Annotated in this window: 18 protein-coding genes and 1 tRNA gene; 4 read left to right on the top strand and 15 right to left on the bottom strand. The window is 71.5% G+C overall.

Going from position 1 to position 22486, the window contains the following annotated elements:
• Window positions 1-69 precede the first annotated feature (69 nt).
• The 3 genes from fusA to rpsL form a co-directional block, all read right to left on the bottom strand.
• Window positions 70-2169: an elongation factor G gene (gene fusA, locus ACI79E_RS05680; RefSeq protein ID WP_456931567.1), complete on the bottom strand. Its 2100-nt coding sequence runs from the start codon at window positions 2167-2169 to the stop codon at window positions 70-72.
• 102 nt (window positions 2170-2271) lie between these two features.
• Entirely contained in the window at window positions 2272-2742 is a 471-nt protein-coding gene (gene rpsG, locus ACI79E_RS05675; protein WP_117375616.1) for a 30S ribosomal protein S7, read from the bottom strand.
• A 1-nt stretch (window position 2743) separates the two neighbouring features.
• Entirely contained in the window at window positions 2744-3118 is a 375-nt protein-coding gene (gene rpsL / locus ACI79E_RS05670) for a 30S ribosomal protein S12 (protein WP_012950487.1), read from the bottom strand.
• A gap of 564 nt (window positions 3119-3682) precedes the next feature.
• Here rpsL and ACI79E_RS05665 point away from each other — a divergent pair.
• The 3 genes from ACI79E_RS05665 (at window position 3683) to ACI79E_RS05655 (ending at window position 6037) form a co-directional block, all read left to right on the top strand.
• Window positions 3683-4645: a hypothetical protein gene (locus tag ACI79E_RS05665; RefSeq protein ID WP_456931566.1), complete on the top strand. Its 963-nt coding sequence runs from the start codon at window positions 3683-3685 to the stop codon at window positions 4643-4645.
• A gap of 58 nt (window positions 4646-4703) precedes the next feature.
• Window positions 4704-4919 (top strand): hypothetical protein, encoded by a 216-nt coding sequence (locus tag ACI79E_RS05660; protein ID WP_456931565.1) that lies wholly within the window; start codon window positions 4704-4706, stop codon window positions 4917-4919.
• A 77-nt stretch (window positions 4920-4996) separates the two neighbouring features.
• Window positions 4997-6037: an LLM class F420-dependent oxidoreductase gene (locus ACI79E_RS05655; RefSeq protein ID WP_456931564.1), complete on the top strand. Its 1041-nt coding sequence runs from the start codon at window positions 4997-4999 to the stop codon at window positions 6035-6037.
• Between the two features lie 143 nt (window positions 6038-6180).
• On the opposite strand, the gene ACI79E_RS05650 is transcribed toward ACI79E_RS05655, so the two are convergent.
• The 9 genes from ACI79E_RS05650 to ACI79E_RS05610 form a co-directional block, all read right to left on the bottom strand.
• Entirely contained in the window at window positions 6181-10086 is a 3906-nt protein-coding gene (locus tag ACI79E_RS05650) for a DNA-directed RNA polymerase subunit beta' (protein WP_456931563.1), read from the bottom strand.
• Between the two features lie 85 nt (window positions 10087-10171).
• Complete coding sequence (rpoB, locus tag ACI79E_RS05645; RefSeq protein ID WP_456931562.1) at window positions 10172-13681, bottom strand: DNA-directed RNA polymerase subunit beta; 3510 nt, start codon at window positions 13679-13681, stop codon at window positions 10172-10174.
• A 494-nt stretch (window positions 13682-14175) separates the two neighbouring features.
• Complete coding sequence (rplL, locus tag ACI79E_RS05640; RefSeq protein ID WP_456931561.1) at window positions 14176-14568, bottom strand: 50S ribosomal protein L7/L12; 393 nt, start codon at window positions 14566-14568, stop codon at window positions 14176-14178.
• 17 nt (window positions 14569-14585) lie between these two features.
• Window positions 14586-15182, bottom strand: a complete 597-nt coding sequence (rplJ, locus tag ACI79E_RS05635; protein ID WP_456931560.1) for a 50S ribosomal protein L10 — start codon at window positions 15180-15182, stop codon at window positions 14586-14588.
• Between the two features lie 420 nt (window positions 15183-15602).
• The gene (rplA, locus tag ACI79E_RS05630; protein ID WP_456931559.1) at window positions 15603-16322 is read right to left on the bottom strand and encodes a 50S ribosomal protein L1; all 720 of its coding nucleotides are present in this window, start codon (window positions 16320-16322) and stop codon (window positions 15603-15605) included.
• 134 nt (window positions 16323-16456) lie between these two features.
• Entirely contained in the window at window positions 16457-16885 is a 429-nt protein-coding gene (gene rplK / locus ACI79E_RS05625; protein WP_012950499.1) for a 50S ribosomal protein L11, read from the bottom strand.
• Between the two features lie 88 nt (window positions 16886-16973).
• On the bottom strand, window positions 16974-17855 hold the full coding sequence (gene nusG, locus ACI79E_RS05620) for a transcription termination/antitermination protein NusG (RefSeq protein ID WP_456931558.1): 882 nt from the start codon (window positions 17853-17855) through the stop codon (window positions 16974-16976).
• A 42-nt stretch (window positions 17856-17897) separates the two neighbouring features.
• Entirely contained in the window at window positions 17898-18440 is a 543-nt protein-coding gene (gene secE, locus ACI79E_RS05615) for a preprotein translocase subunit SecE (RefSeq protein ID WP_456931557.1), read from the bottom strand.
• A gap of 100 nt (window positions 18441-18540) precedes the next feature.
• Window positions 18541-18613, bottom strand: a tRNA-Trp gene (locus tag ACI79E_RS05610).
• A gap of 313 nt (window positions 18614-18926) precedes the next feature.
• Between ACI79E_RS05610 and ACI79E_RS05605 the strand changes: the two genes are divergently transcribed.
• On the top strand, window positions 18927-20183 hold the full coding sequence (locus tag ACI79E_RS05605) for a pyridoxal phosphate-dependent aminotransferase (RefSeq protein WP_456931556.1): 1257 nt from the start codon (window positions 18927-18929) through the stop codon (window positions 20181-20183).
• Between the two features lie 7 nt (window positions 20184-20190).
• On the opposite strand, the gene ACI79E_RS05600 is transcribed toward ACI79E_RS05605, so the two are convergent.
• The 3 genes from ACI79E_RS05600 to ACI79E_RS05590 are packed head-to-tail and all read right to left on the bottom strand — an operon-like array spanning window position 20191 to window position 22465.
• Window positions 20191-21603 (bottom strand): peptidase M1, encoded by a 1413-nt coding sequence (locus ACI79E_RS05600; protein ID WP_456931555.1) that lies wholly within the window; start codon window positions 21601-21603, stop codon window positions 20191-20193.
• Window positions 21600-22022 (bottom strand): MaoC family dehydratase, encoded by a 423-nt coding sequence (locus ACI79E_RS05595; protein WP_456931554.1) that lies wholly within the window; start codon window positions 22020-22022, stop codon window positions 21600-21602. Before ACI79E_RS05595 ends, ACI79E_RS05600 begins: the two co-directional genes overlap by 4 nt.
• A complete protein-coding gene (locus ACI79E_RS05590; RefSeq protein WP_456931553.1) occupies window positions 22019-22465 on the bottom strand; it encodes an FAS1-like dehydratase domain-containing protein in 447 nt (148 codons plus the stop codon). The genes ACI79E_RS05595 and ACI79E_RS05590 overlap by 4 nt, the downstream gene beginning before the upstream one ends.
• Window positions 22466-22486 lie beyond the last annotated feature (21 nt).

The raw sequence follows: 22486 nt of genomic DNA, 5'->3' as shown, positions 1-22486 counted from the left end.
CGCAGTCGTGCGCGAACTCTGGGGTGGGCTTGCTGGGGGGCCGGGCGGGGACTACCCCCGCCCGGCAGGTCACTCGCCGGTCGCCTTGGCGATGATCTCCTTGGCGACGTTCTGCGGGACCTCGGCGTACGAGTCGAACACCATGGTGTAGCTCGCCCGCCCCTGGGTGCGGCTGCGCAGGTCGCCCACGTAGCCGAACATCTCCGAGAGCGGGACCAGGGCCCGGACGACGCGGGCGCCGGAGCGCTCCTCCATCGCCTGGATCGTCCCGCGCCGGGAGTTCAGGTCGCCGATGACGTCGCCCATGTAGTCCTCGGGAGTGACGACCTCGACTGCCATGAGCGGCTCGAGCAGGGCCGGGCTGGCCTTGCGTGCGGCCTCCTTGAAGACCATCGAGCCGGCGATCTTGAAGGCCATCTCCGAGGAGTCGACCTCGTGGTACTGGCCGTCGACCAGGATCGCCTTGACGCCGACCAGCGGGTAGCCGGCGAGGACCCCGTACTGCATGGCGTCCTGGATGCCCTGGTCCACCGACGGGATGTACTCCCGCGGGATGCGGCCACCGGTGACGGCGTTCTCGAACTCGTAGGTCGGGCCGTCGCCGGAGACCTCGAGGGGCTCCAGGGTGACCTGGACCTTCGCGAACTGGCCGGAGCCACCGGTCTGCTTCTTGTGCGTGTAGTCGTACTTCTCGACCGTCTTGCGGATGGTCTCGCGGTAGGCCACCTGCGGCTTGCCGACGTTGGCCTCGACCTTGAACTCGCGCCGCATGCGGTCGACGAGGATCTCCAGGTGCAGCTCGCCCATGCCGGAGATGACCGTCTGACCGGTCTCCTCGTCGAGGCGGACCTGGAAGGTCGGGTCCTCCTCAGCCAGCTTCTGGATGGCGGTGCCGAGCTTCTCCTGGTCGCTCTTGGTCTTCGGCTCGATGGCCACCGAGATGACCGGCGCCGGGAAGGTCATCGACTCCAGGATCACCGGCTTCTGCGGGTCGCTGAGCGTGTCACCCGTGGTGGTCTGCTTCAGGCCGACGACGGCGACGATCTGACCGGCGCCCACGCCCTCGCGCTCCTCGCGCTTGTTGGCGTGCATCTGGTAGATCTTGCCGATCCGCTCCTTGCGGTCCTTGGTGCTGTTGAGCACCGGGGACCCGGAGGAGACCTTGCCCGAGTAGACCCGGATGTAGGTCAGCTTGCCGAGGTGCTGGTCGGTCTGGATCTTGAAGGCCAGCGCGGAGAACGGCTCGCTCTCGTCGGCGTGCCGGATGACCTCGGTCTCGCCGTCGAGGGCGGTGCCGACGATCGCCTCGATGTCCAGCGGGCTGGGCAGGTAGTCGGTGACCGCGTCGAGCAGGGGCTGCACGCCCTTGTTCTTGAAGGCGGTACCGGTGAGGACGGGGTTCACCTGCGCGGCGATGGTGGCCTTGCGGATGGCCGCCTTGAGCCGCTCGACGGTGATCTCCTCGCCGCCGAGGTAGGCCTCCATGAGCTCGTCGTCGGTCTCGGCGATGGTCTCGAGGAGCTTCTCGCGGTACTCGGCGGCCTGGTCGGCGAGCTCGGCCGGGATCTCCTCGACCGCGTAGTCCTCACCCATCTGCGTCTCGCCACGCCAGGTGAGCGCACGCATCTGGACCAGGTCGACGACGCCGATGAAGTCGGCCTCGGCACCGATCGGCAGCTGCAGCACCAGCGGGTTGGCGCCGAGCCGCTCGACCATCATGTCGACGCAGCGGAAGAAGTCCGCACCGGTGCGGTCGAGCTTGTTGACGAAGCACATGCGCGGGACGCCGTACTTCTCGGCCTGCCGCCACACCTGCTCGGTCTGCGGCTCCACGCCGGCGACCCCGTCGTAGACGGCGACGGCACCGTCGAGCACCCGCAGCGACCGCTCCACCTCGACGGTGAAGTCGACGTGCCCGGGGGTGTCGATGATGTTGATGTCGTAGCCGTTCCAGGAGCACTTCGTCGCGGCGGACGTGATGGTGATGCCGCGCTCCTGCTCCTGCTCCATCCAGTCCATCGTGGCCGCGCCGTCGTGGACCTCACCGATCTTGTAGTTGATACCGGTGTAGAAGAGGATGCGCTCGGTCGTCGTGGTCTTGCCGGCGTCGATGTGCGCCATGATCCCGATGTTGCGGGTCTTGGCGAGCTGGGCCTGGGTGTCGGCCATCTGTCTCGTCTCCTCTTTGGTTCGGGTCCGCGTGCGGTGTCCAGGGGGTGGCCCGGACTACCCGCCGGCCGCGGGGGCTGGCGGAGCCAGCCGGGGTGGCACTTACCAGCGGTAGTGCGCGAAGGCCTTGTTCGACTCGGCCATCTTGTGCGTGTCCTCGCGGCGCTTCACCGCGGCACCGAGGCCGTTGCTGGCGTCGAGGAGCTCGTTCATCAGGCGCTCGGTCATCGTCTTCTCACGACGGGCGCGGCTGTACTGGATCAGCCAGCGCAGACCGAGGGTGGTGCTGCGCGAGGCACGGACCTCGACCGGGACCTGGTAGGTCGCACCACCGACGCGGCGGCTGCGGACCTCGAGGGCCGGCTTGACGTTGTCCAGCGCCCGCTTGAGCGTGACCACCGGGTCGGTGTCGGTCTTGGCGCGGCAGCCCTCGAGGGCGCCGTAGACGATCGACTCGGCGACCGAGCGCTTGCCGTCGACGAGCACCTTGTTCACCAGCTGGGTCACCAGCGGCGACTGGTAGACCGGGTCGGCGACCAGGGGGCGGCGCGGTGCAGGGCCCTTGCGCGGCATGTCAGCTCTTCTCCTTCTTCGCGCCGTACCGGCTGCGAGCCTGCTTGCGGTTGCGGACACCCTGGGTGTCCAGCGAACCGCGGATGATCTTGTACCGCACGCCGGGGAGGTCCTTCACGCGGCCGCCGCGCACGAGCACCATCGAGTGCTCCTGCAGGTTGTGGCCGACACCGGGGATGTAGGCGGTCACCTCGATGCCACTCGTCAGGCGCACGCGAGCGACCTTGCGCAGCGCCGAGTTGGGCTTCTTCGGCGTCGTCGTGTACACGCGGGTGCACACGCCACGACGCTGAGGGGAGCCCTTCAGCGCCGGGGTCTTGGTCTTCTCGACCTTGTCCTCGCGGCCCTTGCGGACCAGCTGGTTGATCGTGGGCATGGGTGGCCTGGATCTCCTACCTGCGCTGGGTCGTGCTGTGGACGGTGCTCTGCTGTACCTGGGTGCCGGTCCTGCCGGGGCCGTACCCGGTTCCGGCCGTGGACCACCACCGGTCCCCGCGGTCGGGCGTGTCGCCCTCCCCAGGACCGGCCGGCGAGTCGAACCGGATCGGTCGCCCCCCGCGACTCGGCGCCACCACCTACCGGCAGGCGCACCGCGAACGGGAGCAGGCCCAGGGCACCCTGGGCACGGCTGACCACGATACCCGCGTGCTCGGACCCGGTCAAAGCCGGGTCCGCCACATGTCGACAGGTGGTGGTGCAGCCCACCCGCCGGGGTCGTACGCCAGGGTCAACGTGGCACCGGCCCGGGTATTCCCGGCGGTGTCGGACCCGGCGGGGTGGCCCGACGGTGGCGCGACTGTACCGGCTGCGCGGGCACGGCAGGGGCCTGTGCACCACGACACCCGCACCGACCTCGGACGACGGCGACCGGCGCGCGGCTGTCGTACCCCGGCCCTACCGTCGGTCGCAGGACGCCCACCGAACGCCACCGGAGGAAGCCGTGCACGTCGACCTCGCCCGCGAGCTCAAGGCCCACCTGTCGGCTCGCCTGGCCGAGGCGGGCCCGGTCCAGGCACTCGACCTCGGCGGCTGGGCGCGCCCCGCGCTCGGGCTGGCCCCGACCGGGCCCGGCCGCGCCCACCTGGCCATCCGGGTGGCGGCCAAGGACGACGCCGAGCTGCTGCTGGCCGGTCTGGACGACGCCGTCCTGCAGGAGGTCGACGTCCGGGTCATCGGCGCGGTGCGGGCGCTGTCCTCCCCCACCCCGGGCGAGCTCCAGCGGCGCACCCGGCCGCTGCGCCCCGGGCTGTCGGTGGCGCACCCCTCGGTCAGCGCCGGGACGCTGGGGGGCTTCGTCCGCGTCGACGGCCGGCTGGGGCTGCTGTCGAACAACCACGTGCTGGCGGCCAGTGACGCAGCCGCGGTCGGCGACCCGGTGCTGCAGCCCGGGCCGGCCGACGGTGGCACCGATGCCGACCGGGTGGCGACCCTCGCCGCCTTCGTGCGGTTCCGGGGCGACGGCCGGGCCAACCTCGTCGACGCCGCGGTCGCCACCCTCGACCCGGAGGTGCCGGCCGAGCCGGGCCGGCTGCCCGGCGGCCCGCTGGGCGACGACGTCCTCGCGATGGACGACGTCGACCCCGACGAGCGGGTGGAGAAGGTGGGCCGCACGACGGCCCACACGATCGGCCGGATCAGCGCCGTGGAGGTGGACGGCGTCAGCGTCCAGTACGACCGGGCGGTGCACGTGTTCGACGACCAGGTGGAGATCGAGGGGCTCGACGGGGGCTTCAGCGCCGGCGGCGACAGCGGGTCGGTCATCTGGCGCAGCTCGGACCGGGCACCGCTGGGGCTGCTGTTCGCGGGCAGCGAGACCGGCGGCCGCAACGGCGGGGGCGTCACGTTCGCCAACCCCCTGGGCACGGTCCTGGAGCTGCTGGACCTGCAGTGGGTCCCCGCCTGAGCAGTCCTCCCCCGGTTGGGCCTGTCGCGCCGACCTGATCAGGGGCACGATGGACGGCATGACCGACCGCGCCTCCGCCCGAGCCGCCAAGAGCGCCCTCAGCGCGCGGCTGGCCACCGACCCGGGCGTGGTCGGCGTCGGCCTCGCCCGCCGCGACAGCGGGTACGTGGTGAAGGTCGACCTCGCCGATCCGGGAGCGGCCAGCCGCGTGCCGGGTGACGTCGACGGCGTCCGCGTCGTCACCGAGGTCGTCGGGGTGGTCCGGGCTCTCTGAGCGCGCGTGGCCGGCACGGCCGGCCGATACGGTCGGGCCCGGCGCCCACCGGGGTGCCGCCGACCTGAGGAGTGGACGTGCGCATCGGCATCCAGGCCAGCTACAGCGGGGGCTTCCGCGAGACCGCCGCGGAGATCCGCGACCTCGAGGCCGCCGGCCTCGACCTCGCGATGGTGGCGGAGGTCTACACCTTCGACGCGGTGAGCCAGCTGGGCTACCTGGCCGCGGTGACCGAGCGGCTGGAGTTGATGAGCGGCATCTTCCCCATCTACAGCCGCACGCCGGCGCTGACCGCCATGACCGCGGCCGGGCTGGACTTCGTCTCCGGTGGCCGGTTCACCCTGGGCCTGGGCGCCTCCGGCCCGCAGGTCATCGAGGGCTGGCACGGCGTCCCCTACGACGCCCCTCTGCAGCGCACCCGCGAGATCGTCGAGATCTGCCGGCAGGTGTGGCGCCGCGAGCGACTGGCGCACGAGGGCCCGAAGTACACCATCCCGCTACCGCCCGAGCAGGGCACCGGCCTCGGCAAGCCGCTGAAGCTGATCAACACCCCGGTCCGCGAGCGCATCCCCGTGCTCCTGGCCGCCCTCGGCCCCAAGAACGTGGAGCTGGCCGCCGAGATCGCCGAGGCGTGGGAGCCCATCTTCTTCGTCCCGGAGAAGGCGGCGTCGGTGTGGGGCGAGTCCCTGGCCGCCGGCCGGGCGAAGCGCGACCCCGGGCTCGGCGAGCTCCAGGTGGTCACCGGCGTCCCGGTCGCCATCGGGGAGGACGTCGAGCCGCTGCTGGACCACGTCCGGCCCCAGCTGGCCCTCTACATCGGCGGGATGGGCGCCCGCGGCCGGAACTTCTACAACGACCTGGCCCGGCGCTACGGCTACGAGGACGAGGCCCGGACCGTGCAGGACCTCTACCTCGACGGCAAGAAGGACGAGGCGGCCGCGGCGGTGCCCGAGGAGCTGGTCCGGGCCACCTCGCTGATCGGGCCGGAGTCCCACGTGGCCGAGCGGATCGCCGCCTTCCGGGAGGCCGGGGTGACCACGCTGATGCTCCAGCCCCTCGACGGCAGCCCCGAGGGGCGCCTCGCGACGGTCGAGACGATGCGCCGGTTGTGCGACTGAGTCCCGGGTCGAGCCGCCGGCCGGCACCGCGGCCAGGTGCCGGCCCCGGGCTCCGCCGGGTCTCGCCGCGATTCGTCACGTGACATGAGACGGGCCCCCGACCGCTGATGCGGTCGGGGGCCCGTCTCATGCACCACGGGGGATCAGCCCCGCCAGTCGTACTCCTCGAGGCGGACGGCCTCGCCGGAGCCCTGACCGAAGACGTCCGGGCTGTAGTACTGCCCGTCGTCGTACCCGGCCATCGTGTAGACGGCGGCGCGGGCCTCCTCGGTCGGCTCGACCGTGATGTTCCGGTAACGGCTGATGCCGGTACCGGCCGGGATCAGCTTCCCGATGATCACGTTCTCCTTGAGGCCGAGCAGGCTGTCGCTCTTGCCCTGGATCGCGGCGTCGGTGAGCACCTTGGTCGTCTCCTGGAAGGAGGCGGCCGACAGCCACGACTCGGTCGCGAGCGAGGCCTTGGTGATGCCCATGAGCACCGGGCGGGCCGAGGCCGGCTCGCCACCCTCGGCGACGACCCGACGGTTCTCGGTCTCGAACAGCGTCCGCTCGACCAGCGCCCCGGGCAGGAACTCCGTCGCGCCCGAGTCGATGATGGTCACCCGCTTCAGCATCTGGCGGATGATCACCTCGATGTGCTTGTCGTGGATCGACACGCCCTGGCTGCGGTAGACCTCCTGGACCTCGCGGACCAGGTGCAGCTGCACCTCGCGCGGGCCCATGATCCGCAGCACCTCGTGCGGGTCGACCGCACCCTCGGTCAGCTGCTCGCCGACCTCGACGTGGCCGCCGTCCTCGACCCGCAGCCGCGACCGGCGCGACAGCTTGTCGTAGACGACCTCGTCGGAGCCGTCGTCCGGGGTGATCGTGAGCTTGCGGAACTGCTCGCCGTCCTCGATGCGGACGGTGCCGGCCAGCTCGGCGATCGGCGCCTTGCCCTTGGGGACGCGGGCCTCGAAGAGCTCCACCACACGCGGCAGACCGTGGGTGATGTCCTCACCCGCGACACCACCGGTGTGGAAGGTGCGCATCGTCAGCTGGGTACCGGGCTCACCGATCGACTGGGCGGCGATGATGCCGACCGCCTCGCCGACGTCCACCAGCTTGCCGGTCGCCAGCGACCGGCCGTAGCAGGTGGCGCAGGTGCCGAGCAGCGACTCGCAGGTCAGGACGCAGCGGACCTTGACCTCGGCGACACCGGCGTCGATGAGCGTCTGGATGAGCACGTCACCGAGGTCGGAGTTGGCCTGGGCGATGACGGTGCCGTCCTCGGCCACCACGTCGGCGGCCAGCGCACGGGCGTACACGCTGGTCTCGACGTGCGGGTCGCGGGTCAGCTGGCCGTCCACCACGGTGCCGATCGGCATGATCACGCCGCGGTCGGTGCCGCAGTCCTCCTCGCGGATGATGACGTCCTGGGAGACGTCGACCAGCCGGCGGGTGAGGTAGCCGGAGTCGGCGGTCCGCAGCGCGGTGTCGGCCAGACCCTTGCGGGCACCGTGCGTGGAGATGAAGTACTCCAGCACCGACAGACCCTCCCGGAAGTTGGCCTTGATCGGCCGCGGGATGATCTCGCCCTTCGGGTTGGCGACCAGACCACGCATACCGGCGATCTGGCTGATCTGCATCATGTTGCCTCGGGCGCCCGAGTTGACCATGACCCAGACCGGGTTGGTGGTCGGGAAGTTGTCGACCATCGCCTGGCTGACCTCGGCCCGGGCCCGGGTCCAGATCTCGATCAGCTCGCCACGACGCTCGGCGTCGGTGATGACGCCGCGCTCGTACTGCTTCTCGATCTGCCGCGCCTCGGCCTCGTGCCGGTCCAGGATCTCCTGCTTGGCCGGCGGGGTGACCACGTCGTCGATGGCGATCGTGATCCCCGCGCGGGTGGCCCAGTGGAACCCGGCGGACTTGAGGGCGTCCAGCGTCGCCGCGACCTGCACCTTGGGGTAGCGCTCGGCGAGGTCGTTGACGATCGCCCCGAGCTCCTTCTTCGGCACCTGGTAGTTGACGAAGCGGTAGTCCTCGGGCAGGGCCTCGTTGAACAGCACGCGGCCCAGGCTGGTGGAGACCAGCGCCGGCTGACCCGGCTCCCAGTCCCCCGGGGCGACCCACGGGTCGTTCTTCGGCCCGTTGTCGACGCCGTAGACCTCGTCGAGGCGGATGAGCACCCGCTCCTGCAGACCCAGGGCGCCCTTGTCGTAGGCCATGACCGCCTCGGCGGTCGTCGAGTACGACTTGGGCAGCTCACCCTCGGCCAGCTGCGCCGACCCGGTGAGGGTCGTCAGGTGGTACAGGCCGAGCACCATGTCCTGGGTCGGCGCGGTGATCGGGCGACCGTCGGCCGGGCTCAGGATGTTGTTGCTCGACAGCATGAGGATGCGGGCCTCGGCCTGCGCCTCGGCCGACAGCGGCAGGTGCACCGCCATCTGGTCGCCGTCGAAGTCCGCGTTGAACGCGGTGCAGACCAGCGGGTGGATCTGGATGGCCTTGCCCTCGACCAGCTGCGGCTCGAAGGCCTGGATGCCCAGACGGTGCAGCGTCGGCGCGCGGTTGAGCAGCACCGGGTGCTCGGTGATGACCTCCTCGAGCACGTCCCACACCACGGGGCGGGCACGCTCGACCATGCGCTTGGCGGACTTGATGTTCTGCGCGTGGTTGAGGTCGACCAGCCGCTTCATGACGAAGGGCTTGAACAGCTCCAGCGCCATCTGCTTGGGCAGGCCGCACTGGTGCAGCTTCAGCTGCGGGCCGACGACGATGACCGAACGGCCGGAGTAGTCGACGCGCTTGCCGAGCAGGTTCTGGCGGAACCGGCCCTGCTTGCCCTTGAGCAGGTCGCTCAGGGACTTCAGCGGACGGTTGCCCGGGCCGGTGACCGGCCGGCCGCGACGGCCGTTGTCGAACAGCGCGTCCACGGACTCCTGGAGCATCCGCTTCTCGTTGTTGACGATGATCTCCGGCGCGCCCAGGTCGAGCAGTCGCTTGAGGCGGTTGTTCCGGTTGATCACCCGGCGGTACAGGTCGTTCATGTCGCTGGTGGCGAAGCGGCCACCGTCGAGCTGCACCATCGGGCGCAGATCCGGCGGGATGACCGGGACGCAGTCCAGCACCATGCCCATGGGCGAGTTGCGGGTCTGCTGGAACGCCGCGACGACCTTCAGCCGCTTGAGGGCACGCAGCTTGCGCTGGCCCTTGCCGCTGCGGATCGTCTCGCGCAGCGAGGCTGCCTCGGCGTCGAGGTCGAAGTCGGCGAGCAGCTTCTGCAGCGCCGCGGCACCCATGCCGCCCTCGAAGTACTCACCGAAGCGGTCGCGCAGCTCGCGGTAGAGGCCCTCGTCGGCGATGAGCTGCTTGACCTCGAGCTTGCGGAAGGTGTCGAGCACCTCCTCGAGGCGGTCGATCTCCCGCTGGGCGCGGTCGCGCAGCTGGCGCATCTCGCGCTCGCCACCCTCGCGCACCTTGCGGCGGACGTCGGACTTGGCACCCTCGGCCTCGAGCTCGGCGAGGTCGGCCTCCAGCTTCTGCTGGCGGGCCTCGACGTCGGCGTCGCGGCGGCCCTCGAGGTTGTGCTTCTCCGCGCTGATCTCGGCCTCGATGGTCGGGAGGTCGCGGTGGCGCGCCTCGTCGTCGACCGAGGTGATCAGGTAGGCGGCGAAGTAGATGATCTTCTCGAGGTCCTTGGGCGCCAGGTCGAGCAGGTAGCCCAGGCGCGAGGGGACGCCCTTGAAGAACCAGATGTGGGTGACCGGCGCGGCCAGCTCGATGTGGCCCATCCGCTCACGGCGGACCTTGGCCCGGGTCACCTCGACGCCGCAGCGCTCGCAGATGATGCCCTTGAACCGGACGCGCTTGTACTTACCGCAGTAGCACTCCCAGTCCCGGGTGGGACCGAAGATCTTCTCGCAGAAGAGACCGTCCTTCTCCGGACGCAGGGTCCGGTAGTTGATGGTCTCGGGCTTCTTCACCTCACCGTGCGACCACTGGCGGATGTCGTCGCCAGAGGCCAGACCGATGCGCAACTCGTCGAAGAAGTTGACGTCGAGCACTGAGTGGACCCCTTTCCGGGGCTAGTTCTTCGCTTCTAGTGGCAGTGGTGGCGCCGGCCGGCCCGAGGGGCCGGCCGGCGGCCGATCACACGTCTTCGACGGACGACGGCTCGCGGCGGGACAGGTCGATGCCCAGCTCCTCCGCGGCCCGGAAGACCTCGTCGTCGGTGTCACGCAGCTCGATCGCCTGCCCGTCGCCGGACAGCACCTCGACGTTGAGGCAGAGCGACTGGAGCTCCTTGAGCAACACCTTGAACGACTCCGGGATGCCCGGCTCGGGGATGTTCTCCCCCTTGACGATCGCCTCGTAGACCTTGACGCGGCCCAGGATGTCGTCGGACTTGATGGTGAGCAGCTCCTGCAGCGCGTAGGCCGCGCCGTAGGCCTGCATCGCCCAGCACTCCATCTCACCGAAGCGCTGGCCACCGAACTGCGCCTTACCACCCAGCGGCTGCTGCGTGATCATCGAGTAGGGGCCGGTCGACCGGGCGTGGATCTTGTCGTCGACCAGGTGCAGCAGCTTCAGGATGTAGACGTAGCCCACCGAGATCGGCTCCGGGAACGGCTCGCCGGAGCGGCCGTCGAACAGCCGCGCCTTGCCGGTCGGGGCCACCATCCGCTGACCGTCGCGGTTCGGGATGGTCGAGCTGAGCAGCCCGACGATCTCCTCCTCGCGGGCACCGTCGAACACCGGCGTCGCGGTCCGGGTGCCGGGCTCGGCCGCACGGGCGGCCTGCGGCAGGTTGGCCGCCCACTCCGGGGTGCCCTCGACCTGCCAGCCGGACTTGGCAACCCACCCGAGGTGGGTCTCCAGGACCTGGCCGACGTTCATCCGGCCGGGGACGCCCAGCGGGTTGAGGACGATGTCCACCGGGGTGCCGTCCTCGAGGAACGGCATGTCCTCCTGCGGCAGGATCTTCGCGATGACGCCCTTGTTGCCGTGGCGGCCGGCGAGCTTGTCACCGTCGGAGATCTTGCGCATCTGGGCGACGTAGACCCGGATCAGCTCGTTGACGCCGGCGGGCAGCTCGTCGCCGTCCTCGCGCGAGAACACGCGGACGCCGATGACCTTGCCGGACTCACCGTGCTTGACCTTCAGCGACGTGTCGCGGACCTCGCGGGCCTTCTCGCCGAAGATCGCCCGCAGCAGCCGCTCCTCGGGGGTCAGCTCGGTCTCGCCCTTGGGCGTGACCTTCCCGACGAGGATGTCGCCAGGGACGACCTCGGCGCCGATGCGGATGATGCCGCGCTCGTCGAGGTCGGCGAGGACCTCCTCGGAGACGTTCGGGATGTCCCGGGTGATCTCCTCGGCGCCCAGCTTGGTGTCGCGGGCGTCGACCTCGAACTCCTCGATGTGGATCGAGGACAGGACGTCGTCCTGCACGAGGCGCTGCGACAGGATGATCGCGTCCTCGTAGTTGTGGCCCTCCCACGGCATGAAGGCGACGAGCAGGTTCTTGCCCAGCGCCATCTCGCCCTGGTCGGTGCACGGCCCGTCGGCGATGACCTGGCCGACCTCGACCCGCTGGCCCTCGTCGACGACGGGGGTCTGGTTGATCGAGGTGCCCTGGTTGGAGCGGCGGAACTTCAGCAGCCGGTAGGTCTGCCGGGTCCCGTCGTCGGCCATGACGGTGACGTAGTCGGCGGTGGAGTCCTCCACCACGCCGGCCTTCTCGGCCACCACGACGTCGCCGGCGTCGACGGCGGCACGCAGCTCCATGCCGGTGCCGACCAGCGGGGCCTCGCTGCGCAGCAGCGGGACGGCCTGACGCTGCATGTTCGCGCCCATGAGCGCGCGGTTGGCGTCGTCGTGCTCGAGGAACGGGATCATCGCCGTCGCGACCGAGGTCATCTGCCGCGGCGAGACGTCCATGTAGTCGACGTTCTCCGGCGCGAGGTCGGTGGTCTCCCCGCCCTTGGTGCGGACCAGGACCCGCTCCTCGGCGAACCGGCCGTTGGCGTCCAGCGGCGAGTTCGCCTGGGCGACGACGAAGCGGTCCTCCTCGTCGGCGGTCAGGTAGTCGATCTGGTCGGTGACCACACCGTTGACCACCTTGCGGTACGGCGTCTCGATGAAGCCGAAGGCGTTCACCCGGCCGAACGAGGACAGCGAGCCGATCAGGCCGATGTTCGGGCCTTCCGGGGTCTCGATCGGGCACATCCGGCCGTAGTGGCTCGGGTGCACGTCGCGGACCTCCATGCCGGCCCGCTCACGCGACAGACCACCCGGACCCAGCGCCGACAGGCGGCGCTTGTGGGTCAGACCCGCGAGCGGGTTGGTCTGGTCCATGAACTGGGACAGCTGGCTGGTGCCGAAGAACTCCTTGATGGAGGCGACGACCGGCCGGATGTTGATCAGGGTCTGCGGCGTGATCGCCTCGACGTCCTGGGTCGTCATCCGCTCGCGGACGACGCGCTCCATGCGGGAGAGGCCGACCCGGATCTGGTTCTGGATCAGCTCGCCGACGGTGCGCAGACGACGGTTGCCGAAGTGGTCGATGTCGTCGACGCCGTGCTCGGGCTCGCCGGCGTGCAGGCGCACGACGTACTCGATGGTGGCGACGATGTCGTCCTCGGTCAGCGTCAGCGTGCTCTGCGGGATCTCGACGCCGAGCTTCTTGTTGACCTTGTACCGGCCCACCTTGGCCAGGTCGTAGCGCTTCGGGTTGAAGAAGAGGTTCTCCAGGAGCGCCTGCGCGGACTCACGCGTCGGCGGCTCGCCCGGCCGCAGCTTGCGGTAGATGTCGAGCAGTGCCTCGTCCTGCCCGGCGATGTGGTCCTTCTCCAGGGTGGCGAGGACGGTCGGCGACCACTGGAAGTGCTCGCGGATGCGGTCCTCGGTCCAGCCCAGCGCCTTGAGCAGCACGGTGACCGGCTGCCGGCGCTTGCGGTCGATGCGGACGCCGACGGTGTCGCGCTTGTCGACGTCGAACTCCAGCCACGCCCCGCGGCTGGGGATCACCTTGGCGCTGAAGACGTCCTTGTCCGACGTCTTGTCCAGGGTCTTGTCGAAGTAGACGCCCGGGCTGCGGACGAGCTGCGAGACGACGACGCGCTCGGTGCCGTTGATGACGAACGTGCCCTTGTTCGTCATGATCGGGAAGTCGCCCATGAACACCGTCTGGCTCTTGATCTCGCCGGTGGTGTTGTTCATGAACTCCGCGGTGACGAACAGCGGCGCCGCGTAGGTCATGTCCTTGTCCTTGCACTCCTCGAGGGACGCCTTGACGTCCTCGAAGCGCGGGTTGGAGAAGGACAGCGACATCGAGCCGCTGAAGTCCTCGATCGGGGAGATCTCCTCGAGGATCTCGGCCAGGCCGCCGACGGCGTCGGCCTGCTCCTCGGGCGGGAGGGTGGCCCGCCACTCGGGGCTGCCGACCAGCCAGTCGAAGGAGGCCGTCTGCAGGGCCAGCAGGTCCGGCACCGCAAGCGGCTCGGAGATCTTGGCGAAGGAGACGCGCAGCGGCGCGCCGGGGATCTTCTGCTGGTCGGCCTCGCCGGTGCGGGGGCCGGACTGCGGGTGCTGCGGGGTGTGCTGGGTGGAGCCTGACTCGGTGGTGCTGGCGGAGATGCTGGTGGGGCGAGAGCCTGCCAAGATGCGTCCTTCCAAGGACCTCACGACGTGCGGGCGGTGGGTGCTGGTTCGTCCTGGGTCGTCGTCGGTAATGGCGGGGCTGTCCGACTGGCTGCGGAACGACCGGAGCGGGGGGTCTGCGGGCGTCCGGAGGGGGTTCCCCGGGCACCCCACGTGACCCGTCTCGGCGGGCAAGCAGTCAGGGGGCAGCGCAACAGAGAACCCTACCCCTACACCGGCAGGCTGTCCACGTCGGGGGGCCGGTAGCGACCAGGCACACATCCCGGGAAGGAGCAGCCGTTCCGGCGGGGTGCGGTCCTCGCCTCGACGACACGGCCATGATGCCAGCCGCGGCGCCCCAGTGGGACTGCCACGCCGGGGTCGGTCCGCCGTCCGGGGTGCGCCCCGGGGCATCGGGGGACGACGCAGGGGCCGCCCTCCGGGTGGAGGACGGCCCCTGCGGGTCGTGCGAGGTGGTGCGCTCCCCGGCAGCGGTCAGGCTGCCGGGGAAGGGGTCACTTGACGGTGACGGTGGCGCCGGCGCCCTCGAGGGCGGCCTTGGCCTTCTCCGCAGCGTCCTTGGCGACCTTCTCCAGGACCGGCTTCGGCGCGCCGTCGACCAGGTCCTTGGCCTCCTTGAGGCCGAGCGAGGTCAGGCCGCGCACCTCCTTGATGACCTGGATCTTCTTGTCGCCGGCGCTCTCGAGGATGACGTCGAACTCGTCCTGCTCCTCGGCGGCGGGGGCACCGCCGTCGCCACCACCGGCGGCCGGGGCGGCCGCGACGGCGACGGGGGCAGCAGCGGTGACCTCGAAGGTCTCCTCGAACTGCTTCACGAAGTCGGACAGCTCGAGCAGCGTCATCTCCTTGAACGCGTCGAGCAGCTCCGCGGTGGACAGCTTGGCCATGATCTCTCCTTCTGGGGTCAGTCGGTGCTGGCCGCGGCGTCCGCGGCGGCAGCGTCGGTGTCGGTGGTGTCAGCAGCGCTGTCGGCGGCGGGAGCGCCCTCGGCGGGCTTCTTCTCCTGCAGCGCGGCGGCCAGGCGGGCGACCTGCGACAGCGGGGCCTGGAACAGACCCGCGGCCTTGGTGAGGTTGCCCTTCATCGCGCCGGCCAGCTTGGCGAGGAGCACCTCACGGGGCTCGACGTCGGCGAGGGCGGTGACCTCGGCGGCGCCGACCGTGCGGCCCTCGACCACGCCACCCTTGACGACGAGCAGCGGGTTGGCGCGCGCGAAGTCACGGATGGCCTTGGCGGCGTTCACCGGGTCGCCCTCGATGAAGGCGATCGCGGTGGGCCCGTTGAGCAGCGGCGCGAGGTCGGCGAACCCGACCTGCTCCGCGGCCCGCTTCGTCAGGGTGTTCTTGACGACGGCGTAGCTGCTGCCCTCACCGAGGGAACGGCGCAGCTGGGTCAGCTGGGCCACGGTCAGCCCGCGGTACTCGGTGAGCACCGCCGCGCTGGACGACTGGAACCGCTCGGTGATCTCGTCGATCACCGCGGCCTTCGCCTGCGTGGGCATGGGCCTCCTCTCGTCTGTCGGGCGACCACCGGCCGGTGCACGACGACGGGCGATCAACGGGCCCGGAGACGAGGAACGCCCCGGCGCAGGGCGCACGGGGCGAGGGCCGGGCACAGCGCCCGGCGATCGAACCGTCCTCCTGCGCGGGTCGCCCGGGGTCCGGGACCTTCGATCGCACGCGGACGTGCGACGACCAGCGGTCTTGGGGGGAACGACGTCGAGCATACGCCATGTCGACAGGACGCCGCTGTCGCCGTCGTCACCCGGGTCTACCGGCCGCCCTCCGCCGTCGAGATGCGCGCATCTCGCACCCACCAGCCGCCCCCGCCGTCGAGATCCGCGCATCTCGACGGGAGGAGGTCGCCGCAACGCGCGAGGGCCCCGCAGCGCGGTGCGCTGCGGGGCCCTCGTGGAGGTGGTTCAGGCGGTCGGCTCGTCCACCGTCAGGTTGCGCGTGCGGTTCGGGTCGACCGGGATGCCCGGGCCCATGGTCGTGGAGACGGTGACCTTCCTCAGGTACCGGCCCTTGGCCGCCGACGGCTTGGCCCGCAGGACCTCGTCGAGGGCCGCGGCGTAGTTCTCCACCAGCTTGGTCTCGTCGAACGAGGTCTTGCCGATGACCAGGTGCAGGTTGGCCTGCTTGTCGACGCGGAAGTTGATCTTCCCGCCCTTGATGTCGTTGACGGCCTTGGTGACGTCGGGGGTCACGGTGCCGGTCTTGGGGTTCGGCATCAGGCCACGGGGGCCGAGGATGCGGGCGATCCGGCCGACCTTGGCCATCTGGTCGGGGGTGGCGATCGCCGCGTCGAAGTCCAGGAAACCGCCCTGGATGCGCTCGATCAGGTCGTCGGAGCCGACGACGTCGGCGCCGGCGGCCTCGGCCTCGGCGGCCTTGTCACCGGTCGCGAAGACGATGACGCGGGCGGTCTTGCCGGTGCCGTGCGGCAGGTTCACCGTGCCGCGGACCATCTGGTCGGCCTTGCGCGGGTCGACGCCCAGGCGCATGGCGACCTCGACGGTGGCGTCGTAGGTCGTCGGTGACGTCTGCTTGGCCAGGGTGGCCGCCTGCAGCGGGGAGTACAGGTTGTCGCGGTCGACCTTGGCGGCCGCCTCGCGGAACTTCTTGCCGTGCTTCGCCATGGTGTGTCCTCTCCCCCGGCACGCGGCCGGGAGTCGTGTGGTGCACGGGCCTGGCGCAGGCCCTCCCACGAGTGCTGTGCGGGTCCGGAGGGGACCCGGTGGAGCAACGCCGCCGATCGGGCAGCGCATCCCGCTTACTGGACCGTGATGCCCATCGACCGGGCGGTGCCGGCGATGATCTTCTCGGCCTCGTCGAGGGAGTTGGCGTTGAGGTCGGCCATCTTGGTCTGGGCGATCTCGCGGACCTGGTCACGGGTGACGGTGGCGACCTTGGTCTTGTGCGGCTCGCCGGAGCCCTTCTCCACACCGGCCGCCTTGAGCAGCATGCGCGCCGCGGGCGGGGTCTTGGTGACGAAGGTGAACGAGCGGTCCTCGTAGACCGAGATCTCGACCGGGATCACGTTGCCGCGCTGCGACTCCGTGGCGGCGTTGTACGCCTTGCAGAACTCCATGATGTTGACGCCGTGCTGGCCGAGCGCCGGACCCACGGGCGGGGCGGGGGTGGCCGCACCGGCGTTGATCTGGAGCTTGATGACCGCGGTCAACCGCTTCCTGGGGGGCATGACTTCCTTCTTCGTGACGGGATGGAACGGCCCCGTCGCAGGGCCCCGCTGCGAGTCTACGAGCGGCGGGGGGCGACGGGGTCCTCGTTCAGATCTTCTGGACCTGGTTGAACGAGAGCTCGACCGGCGTCTCCCGGCCGAAGATCGAGACGAGCACCTGCAGCTTCTGCTGCTCGGCGTTGATCTCGTTGATCGTGGCGGGGAGCGTGGCGAACGGCCCGTCCATGACGGTCACCGACTCGCCGACCTCGAAGTCGACCACCGCGGCCGGCGCGGCGGCGGTCGTGGTCGTCGTCTCGGTCGCCTTGGCGGCCGGCTGGGTGGTGGTCGGGGCGAGGATCTTGACGACCTCGTCGAGCGTGAGCGGCGAGGGGCGCGAGGTGGCCCCGACGAAACCGGTCACGCCGGGGGTGTTGCGCACCGCGCCCCACGACTCGTCGTTGAGCTCCATGCGCACCAGCAGGTACCCGGGGAAGACCTTGCGGTTGACCTGGGTCCGCTTGCCGTTCTTGATCTCGGTGACCTCCTCGGTGGGCACCTCGATCTGGTAGATGAAGTCCTCCATGTCCAGCGACTGGATGCGGGACTCGAGGTTGGTCTTCACCTTGTTCTCGTAACCGGCGTAGGAGTGCACGACGTACCAGTCGCCGGGAGCCAGCCGGAGGGCTTTGCGCAGCGCCTCGACCGGGTCCTCGTCCTCCGCCGGCTCGGCCAGGTCGGAGTCGGCGGCCGGGGGCGATTGCGGGTCGCTGACCAGGCTGTCGACCTCGCCGCCCTCGACCTCGGGGGTCGCGTCGGCCACGCCGGTGAGGGCGTCGAGGTCGGCGGTGTCGGTGGAGCCCTCGGCGGCGCCGGGCTCGCCCGCACCGGTCTCGAGGTCCGCACTGCCACGGACGTCGAAGCGGGCGTCGTCGAGGTCGATCCCCTCGACGGCGCTGTCGGTGTCGAAGGGCTCGCGGGGGTCGGTCACGGGGATCTCTTCCTTGTCGGTGGCGTGCAGGCGCGGGTGGGCTCAGCCGAAGACGGCGAGCACGCCCTGGGAGAAGAGGAGGTCCAGGCCGGCCACCAGCGCCACGATGAAGGCCACGAAGACGATGACGACGGTCGTGTAGGTGATCAGCTCCCGCCGGCCCGGCCAGATGACCTTGCGCAGCTCGGCGACGACCTCCCGCAGGAACCGGCCCAGGCTGCGCTTCTGCCGGATCTCCTCCGCGCGCGCCCGCTCCGCGGCCGCCCGGGACCGGGTGCCGGTCCCCTCCGCCGCCCGGCCGGCGGGCCGGGACGCCGTGCGCTCGCGGGCCGGACGCCGGGTGCGCGCGGCGGGCTCGTCGTCCTCGTCGTCGTCACCGGCGGTGATCCGGCTCCCCCGCCGGCCGGCGCGGCTGCCCCCACCGGCGACGACCTTGTCCTCGTCGGCCTGGGCCTCGGCGGCGACGTCGGCCTCGGCAGCTTCGAGCTCGGCGGCGTCCTCGACGCCCGGAGCCTCGCGGTCGAGCTGCTCGGCGTCGGAGGCGGCGCGAGGATCGTCCTCGCGTCCCGGCTTCTCGTCGCTCACTGCGCCTCGCTCGCCTCGTGGTGGTGGCCGCTGCTCTGGGGCCGTCGGTCGGGTGTCGTACGGGTCGTGCACGTCGCCGGCGGGGAGCCGGCGGCACGGGCAGGGGTGACAGGACTTGAACCTGCAGCCTGCGGTTTTGGAGACCGCTGCTCTGCCAATTGAGCTACACCCCTAGTGCCCTGGGCCGGGCTCTGGGACCGCCTGACCCGCCACGCTCGGCACCGAGCCCCGCGGGGGGATCCGGGGCACGCCGGTGGCGGGGTCAACTGCCCCAGGACAGCCAGTGTACGGGACCGCCGGACCGGGCAGCGAACGTCCTCCCCGACCGTGGCGCGGGTCACCGACGACGGGGCGTCCGGGCGGCGGCGCGTCGACGCTCCGTCGGCACCGGCGCTCGGGCCGCTCCTCGCCGTGGTCCCGCTGCTGCGGCCGGACCGGTCCGGAACGGGGGCGACCCCGGGCGCCGCCCTTTGACACGATGGACCCATGACCGCCGTCTCCTCCTCGGAGCCCGCTGCCCCGTCCACCGAGCTGCCGCCCGCCGAGCGGCGCATCTCCCGCCGCATCGCGGCGATCGCCGAGTCGGCGACGCTCGCGGTCGACGCCAAGGCCAAGGCGCTCAAGGCCGCGGGGAAGCCGGTGATCGGCTTCGGCGCCGGCGAGCCGGACTTCCCGACGCCGGACTACGTCGTCGAGGCCGCCGTCGCCGCCTGCTCCCAGCCGGCGATGCACCGGTACACGCCCGCGGGCGGGCTGCCGGCCCTGAAGGAGGCGATCGTCGCCAAGACCGCCCGCGACTCGGGCCTGCAGGTCTCGGCGGCGAACGTGCTGGTGACCAACGGCGGCAAGCAGGCCGTGTACGAGGCGTTCGCCACGATGCTCGACCCGGGTGACGAGGTGCTGCTGCCCGCCCCGTACTGGACGACCTACCCCGAGGCCATCGCCCTGGCCGGCGGTGTGCCGGTGCCGGTGGTGGCCGACGAGCAGAGCGGCTACCTCGTCTCGGTGGCCCAGCTGGAGGCCGCCCGGACGCCGCGGACGAAGGTGCTGCTGTTCTGCTCGCCGTCCAACCCGACCGGGGCGGTGTACCCGCCGGAGGTCGTCGAGGAGATCGGCCGCTGGGCGGTGGACAACGGCATCTGGGTGCTCACCGACGAGATCTACGAGCACCTCACCTACGACGGGGCGACCGCGCCCTCGATGCCGGTGCTGGTGCCCGAGCTGGCCGACCGGTGCGTCGTGGTGAACGGGGTGGCCAAGACCTACGCCATGACCGGCTGGCGGGTCGGCTGGATCGTCGGCCCGGCCGACGTCGTCAAGGCCGCCACCAACCTGCAGTCGCACGCCACGTCGAACGTGGCCAACGTGTCGCAGGCCGCGGCGATCGCGGCGCTCACCGGCGACCTGTCCGCGGTGGCGACGATGAAGGAGGCCTTCGACCGCCGCCGCCGGACCATCGTCTCGATGCTCCGGGAGATCCCCGGCGTCGCCTGCCCGGAGCCGCAGGGCGCGTTCTACGTCTACCCGTCGGTGAAGGCCCTGCTCGGCCGCGAGATCGCCGGGCGGACGGCGGGCGACAGCGTCGAGCTGGCCGAGATCATCCTGGAGGAGGCGGAGGTGGCCGTCGTCCCGGGCGAGGCGTTCGGCACCCCCGGCTACCTGCGGATGTCCTACGCGCTCGGTGACGAGGACCTCGTCGAGGGCGTCAGCCGGATGCAGCGCCTGCTGGGCTCCGCGAGCTGACGGGGACTCAGCGGGGCAGGTCGTCCTCGTCGAGGGCGCCGGCCTCGACGAGGACGTCGAGCGCGGCGGGCAGGTGGGCCAGCGCCCGGGCGACGTCGGCGGGGGTGGCGATCGTCCAGGCGTTGGTGTCGACGTAGCAGCGCAGCGCGGCGTCGAAGGCCGCGGGCCCGGCGGCGTCCCGGGCGGCGAGCAGGGCGGCCTCGCCCTTGTCGTACACCCGCTGGAAGTAGTCGGTGGACCCCGGGAACTCGTCCATCGCCGACCCCACGTCACCGGGCACCGACAGCAGCTGCTGCACGTCGCCGGGTGGGAAGGCGACCGACTCGGCGTAGCTGGCGAAGGCCTCGTCGAGCCACGGGTCGCGGAACTGGGAGCCCCCGACCATCCCGTAGAACCACATGTGCGCCACCTCGTGCAGGAGCACCAGCTCGTCCGGGGACGCCAGCAGGATCGAGCTCGGGTACTCGATGCCCCCGCCGTAGTCGGGCAGCAGCGGCACGGTGAGGGTGCGGTACGGGAAGGCGCCGAAGCGCTCCTCGAGGTCGCCGATGGCCGCCACCGTCCAGTCGGCCAGGAGGTCGGCGGACAGGGGGGCCCCGGGCAGGACGCCGGTCGTCACCTCGACGTCGCCGGGGGTGGTCACCGAGGTGGTGGTGAACTCCCCCGCCGCGACGCTCACGTCGCGGGCGACCGGTTCGGCGGCGGTCCAGGTGCGGCGCCCGTCCTCGACGGCCGAGGGTGCCTCCTGGTCGCCGGTCATGAGCACGGTGAGCTCCGCGGGCGCGGAGACGCGGATCCGGGTGTCGGCGACCGGGCTGCTGGCGGTCTCGCCGAGGACGCCGACGAACGGGTCGCGCGCCCACCCGACGCCCGGCTCCCAGGCCAGCAGCGGCGCACCGCTGGCCCACCAGGACACCCCCTCGGCGGTGCCGACCCGCTCGAAGCCGCCCTCGCCGAGCCGCAGCGTGAAGTCCAGCGCCACCTCGGTGCTGTCCCCCGCCGCGAGCTCGCGGGTGAGGTCGACGACGTACAGCCCGCCGGGCTCCCCGGCGCCGGCGTCCTCGTAGCGGCCCCCGGCCACGTCCCCGCCCCGCACGGCGTCCACGGCCAGCGCGTTGCCCGCCTCGGCCGCGCCGGGGTCGTTGGGCACGAGCCGGAACACCAGCTCACGCGTGGGCAGGTCGGGGGTGAACACGACGGTCTCGGTGCCCCGGACGGTGCGCCGGTCGTCCTCCAGGCGCAGGTCGAGGTCCACGCGGGGGCGGTCGGGGTCCGGGGCGGCGCGCGGCGCGCAGCTGCCGCCGGGCGCGTCGGCCGACGCGCGGGCCTCGGCGGCGACGGTGTCGACGAAGGAGGTGCCGCAGGCGGGGAGGACCAGCAGCGCCGCGGCGACCAGGGCGGCGCGACGCCGGGGAGTCACGCCAGGCGGACGGTCGCGCGGGCCAGGGACAGGACCTTCTCGCCGCCGCTGGTGACGGTCAGGTCGACGCGGGCGCGGCCGTCCTCGCCCAGCGCCCCCACCTTGCCGCGGACGACGACCTCGGCCCCGGTGTCGTCGTCGGGCACCAGGACCGGGCGACCGAACCGCACCTGGTACTCCACGAGCGCGGCCGGGTCGCCGGTCCACGCGGTCACGGCGCGGGCGGCGAGGGCCATGGTGAGCATCCCGTGGGCGATGACGCCGGGCAGGCCGACCTCGGTGGCCACGCGCTCGTTCCAGTGGATCGGGTTGAAGTCGCCGGAGGCCCCGGCGTAGCGGACGAGGTCCGCCCGCGTGACGCGGTAGCTCTGCTCGGGCAGTTCGGTGCCGACGGCGACGTCGGCGGCGCGCACGGTCATGCGGTCCCCCGGGCGACGAGCATGGACGTGGCCGAGCAGACCGGTTCGCCGTCCTCGGTGGCGACGTCGACCCGGGTGGTGAGCAGGTCGTTGCCGGCGACGCTGCGCACGGCCTCGATGGTGGGGGTGGCGACCAGGCGGTCGCCGGCGCGGATGGCGCGGTGGTGGGTGAACCGCTGCTCGCCGTGCACCACGCGGCTGTAGTCGAGGTCGACGTCGGGGTCCTCGACCACCACGCCGGCCGCCGAGAGGGTCAGCACGATGGCGAAGGTGGGCGGCGCGATGACGTCGGGGTGGCCGGCGGCACGGGCGGCGTCGGCGTCGCGGTGCACCAGGCTGTCCTCGCCGATCGCGGCGGCGAACTCGGCGATCTTCGCGCGGCCGACCTCGTAGACGGCGGAGGGCGGGTAGCTGCGCCCGACCAGTGTCGGATCAAGCGCCATGCTCCCGCCCTCCCTCGCGCG

This window comes from Geodermatophilus sp. SYSU D00079 (genome assembly GCF_054050635.1).
Note: the sequence above shows the minus strand (reverse complement) of the source record. Positions and strands in the feature narration are given on the sequence as shown.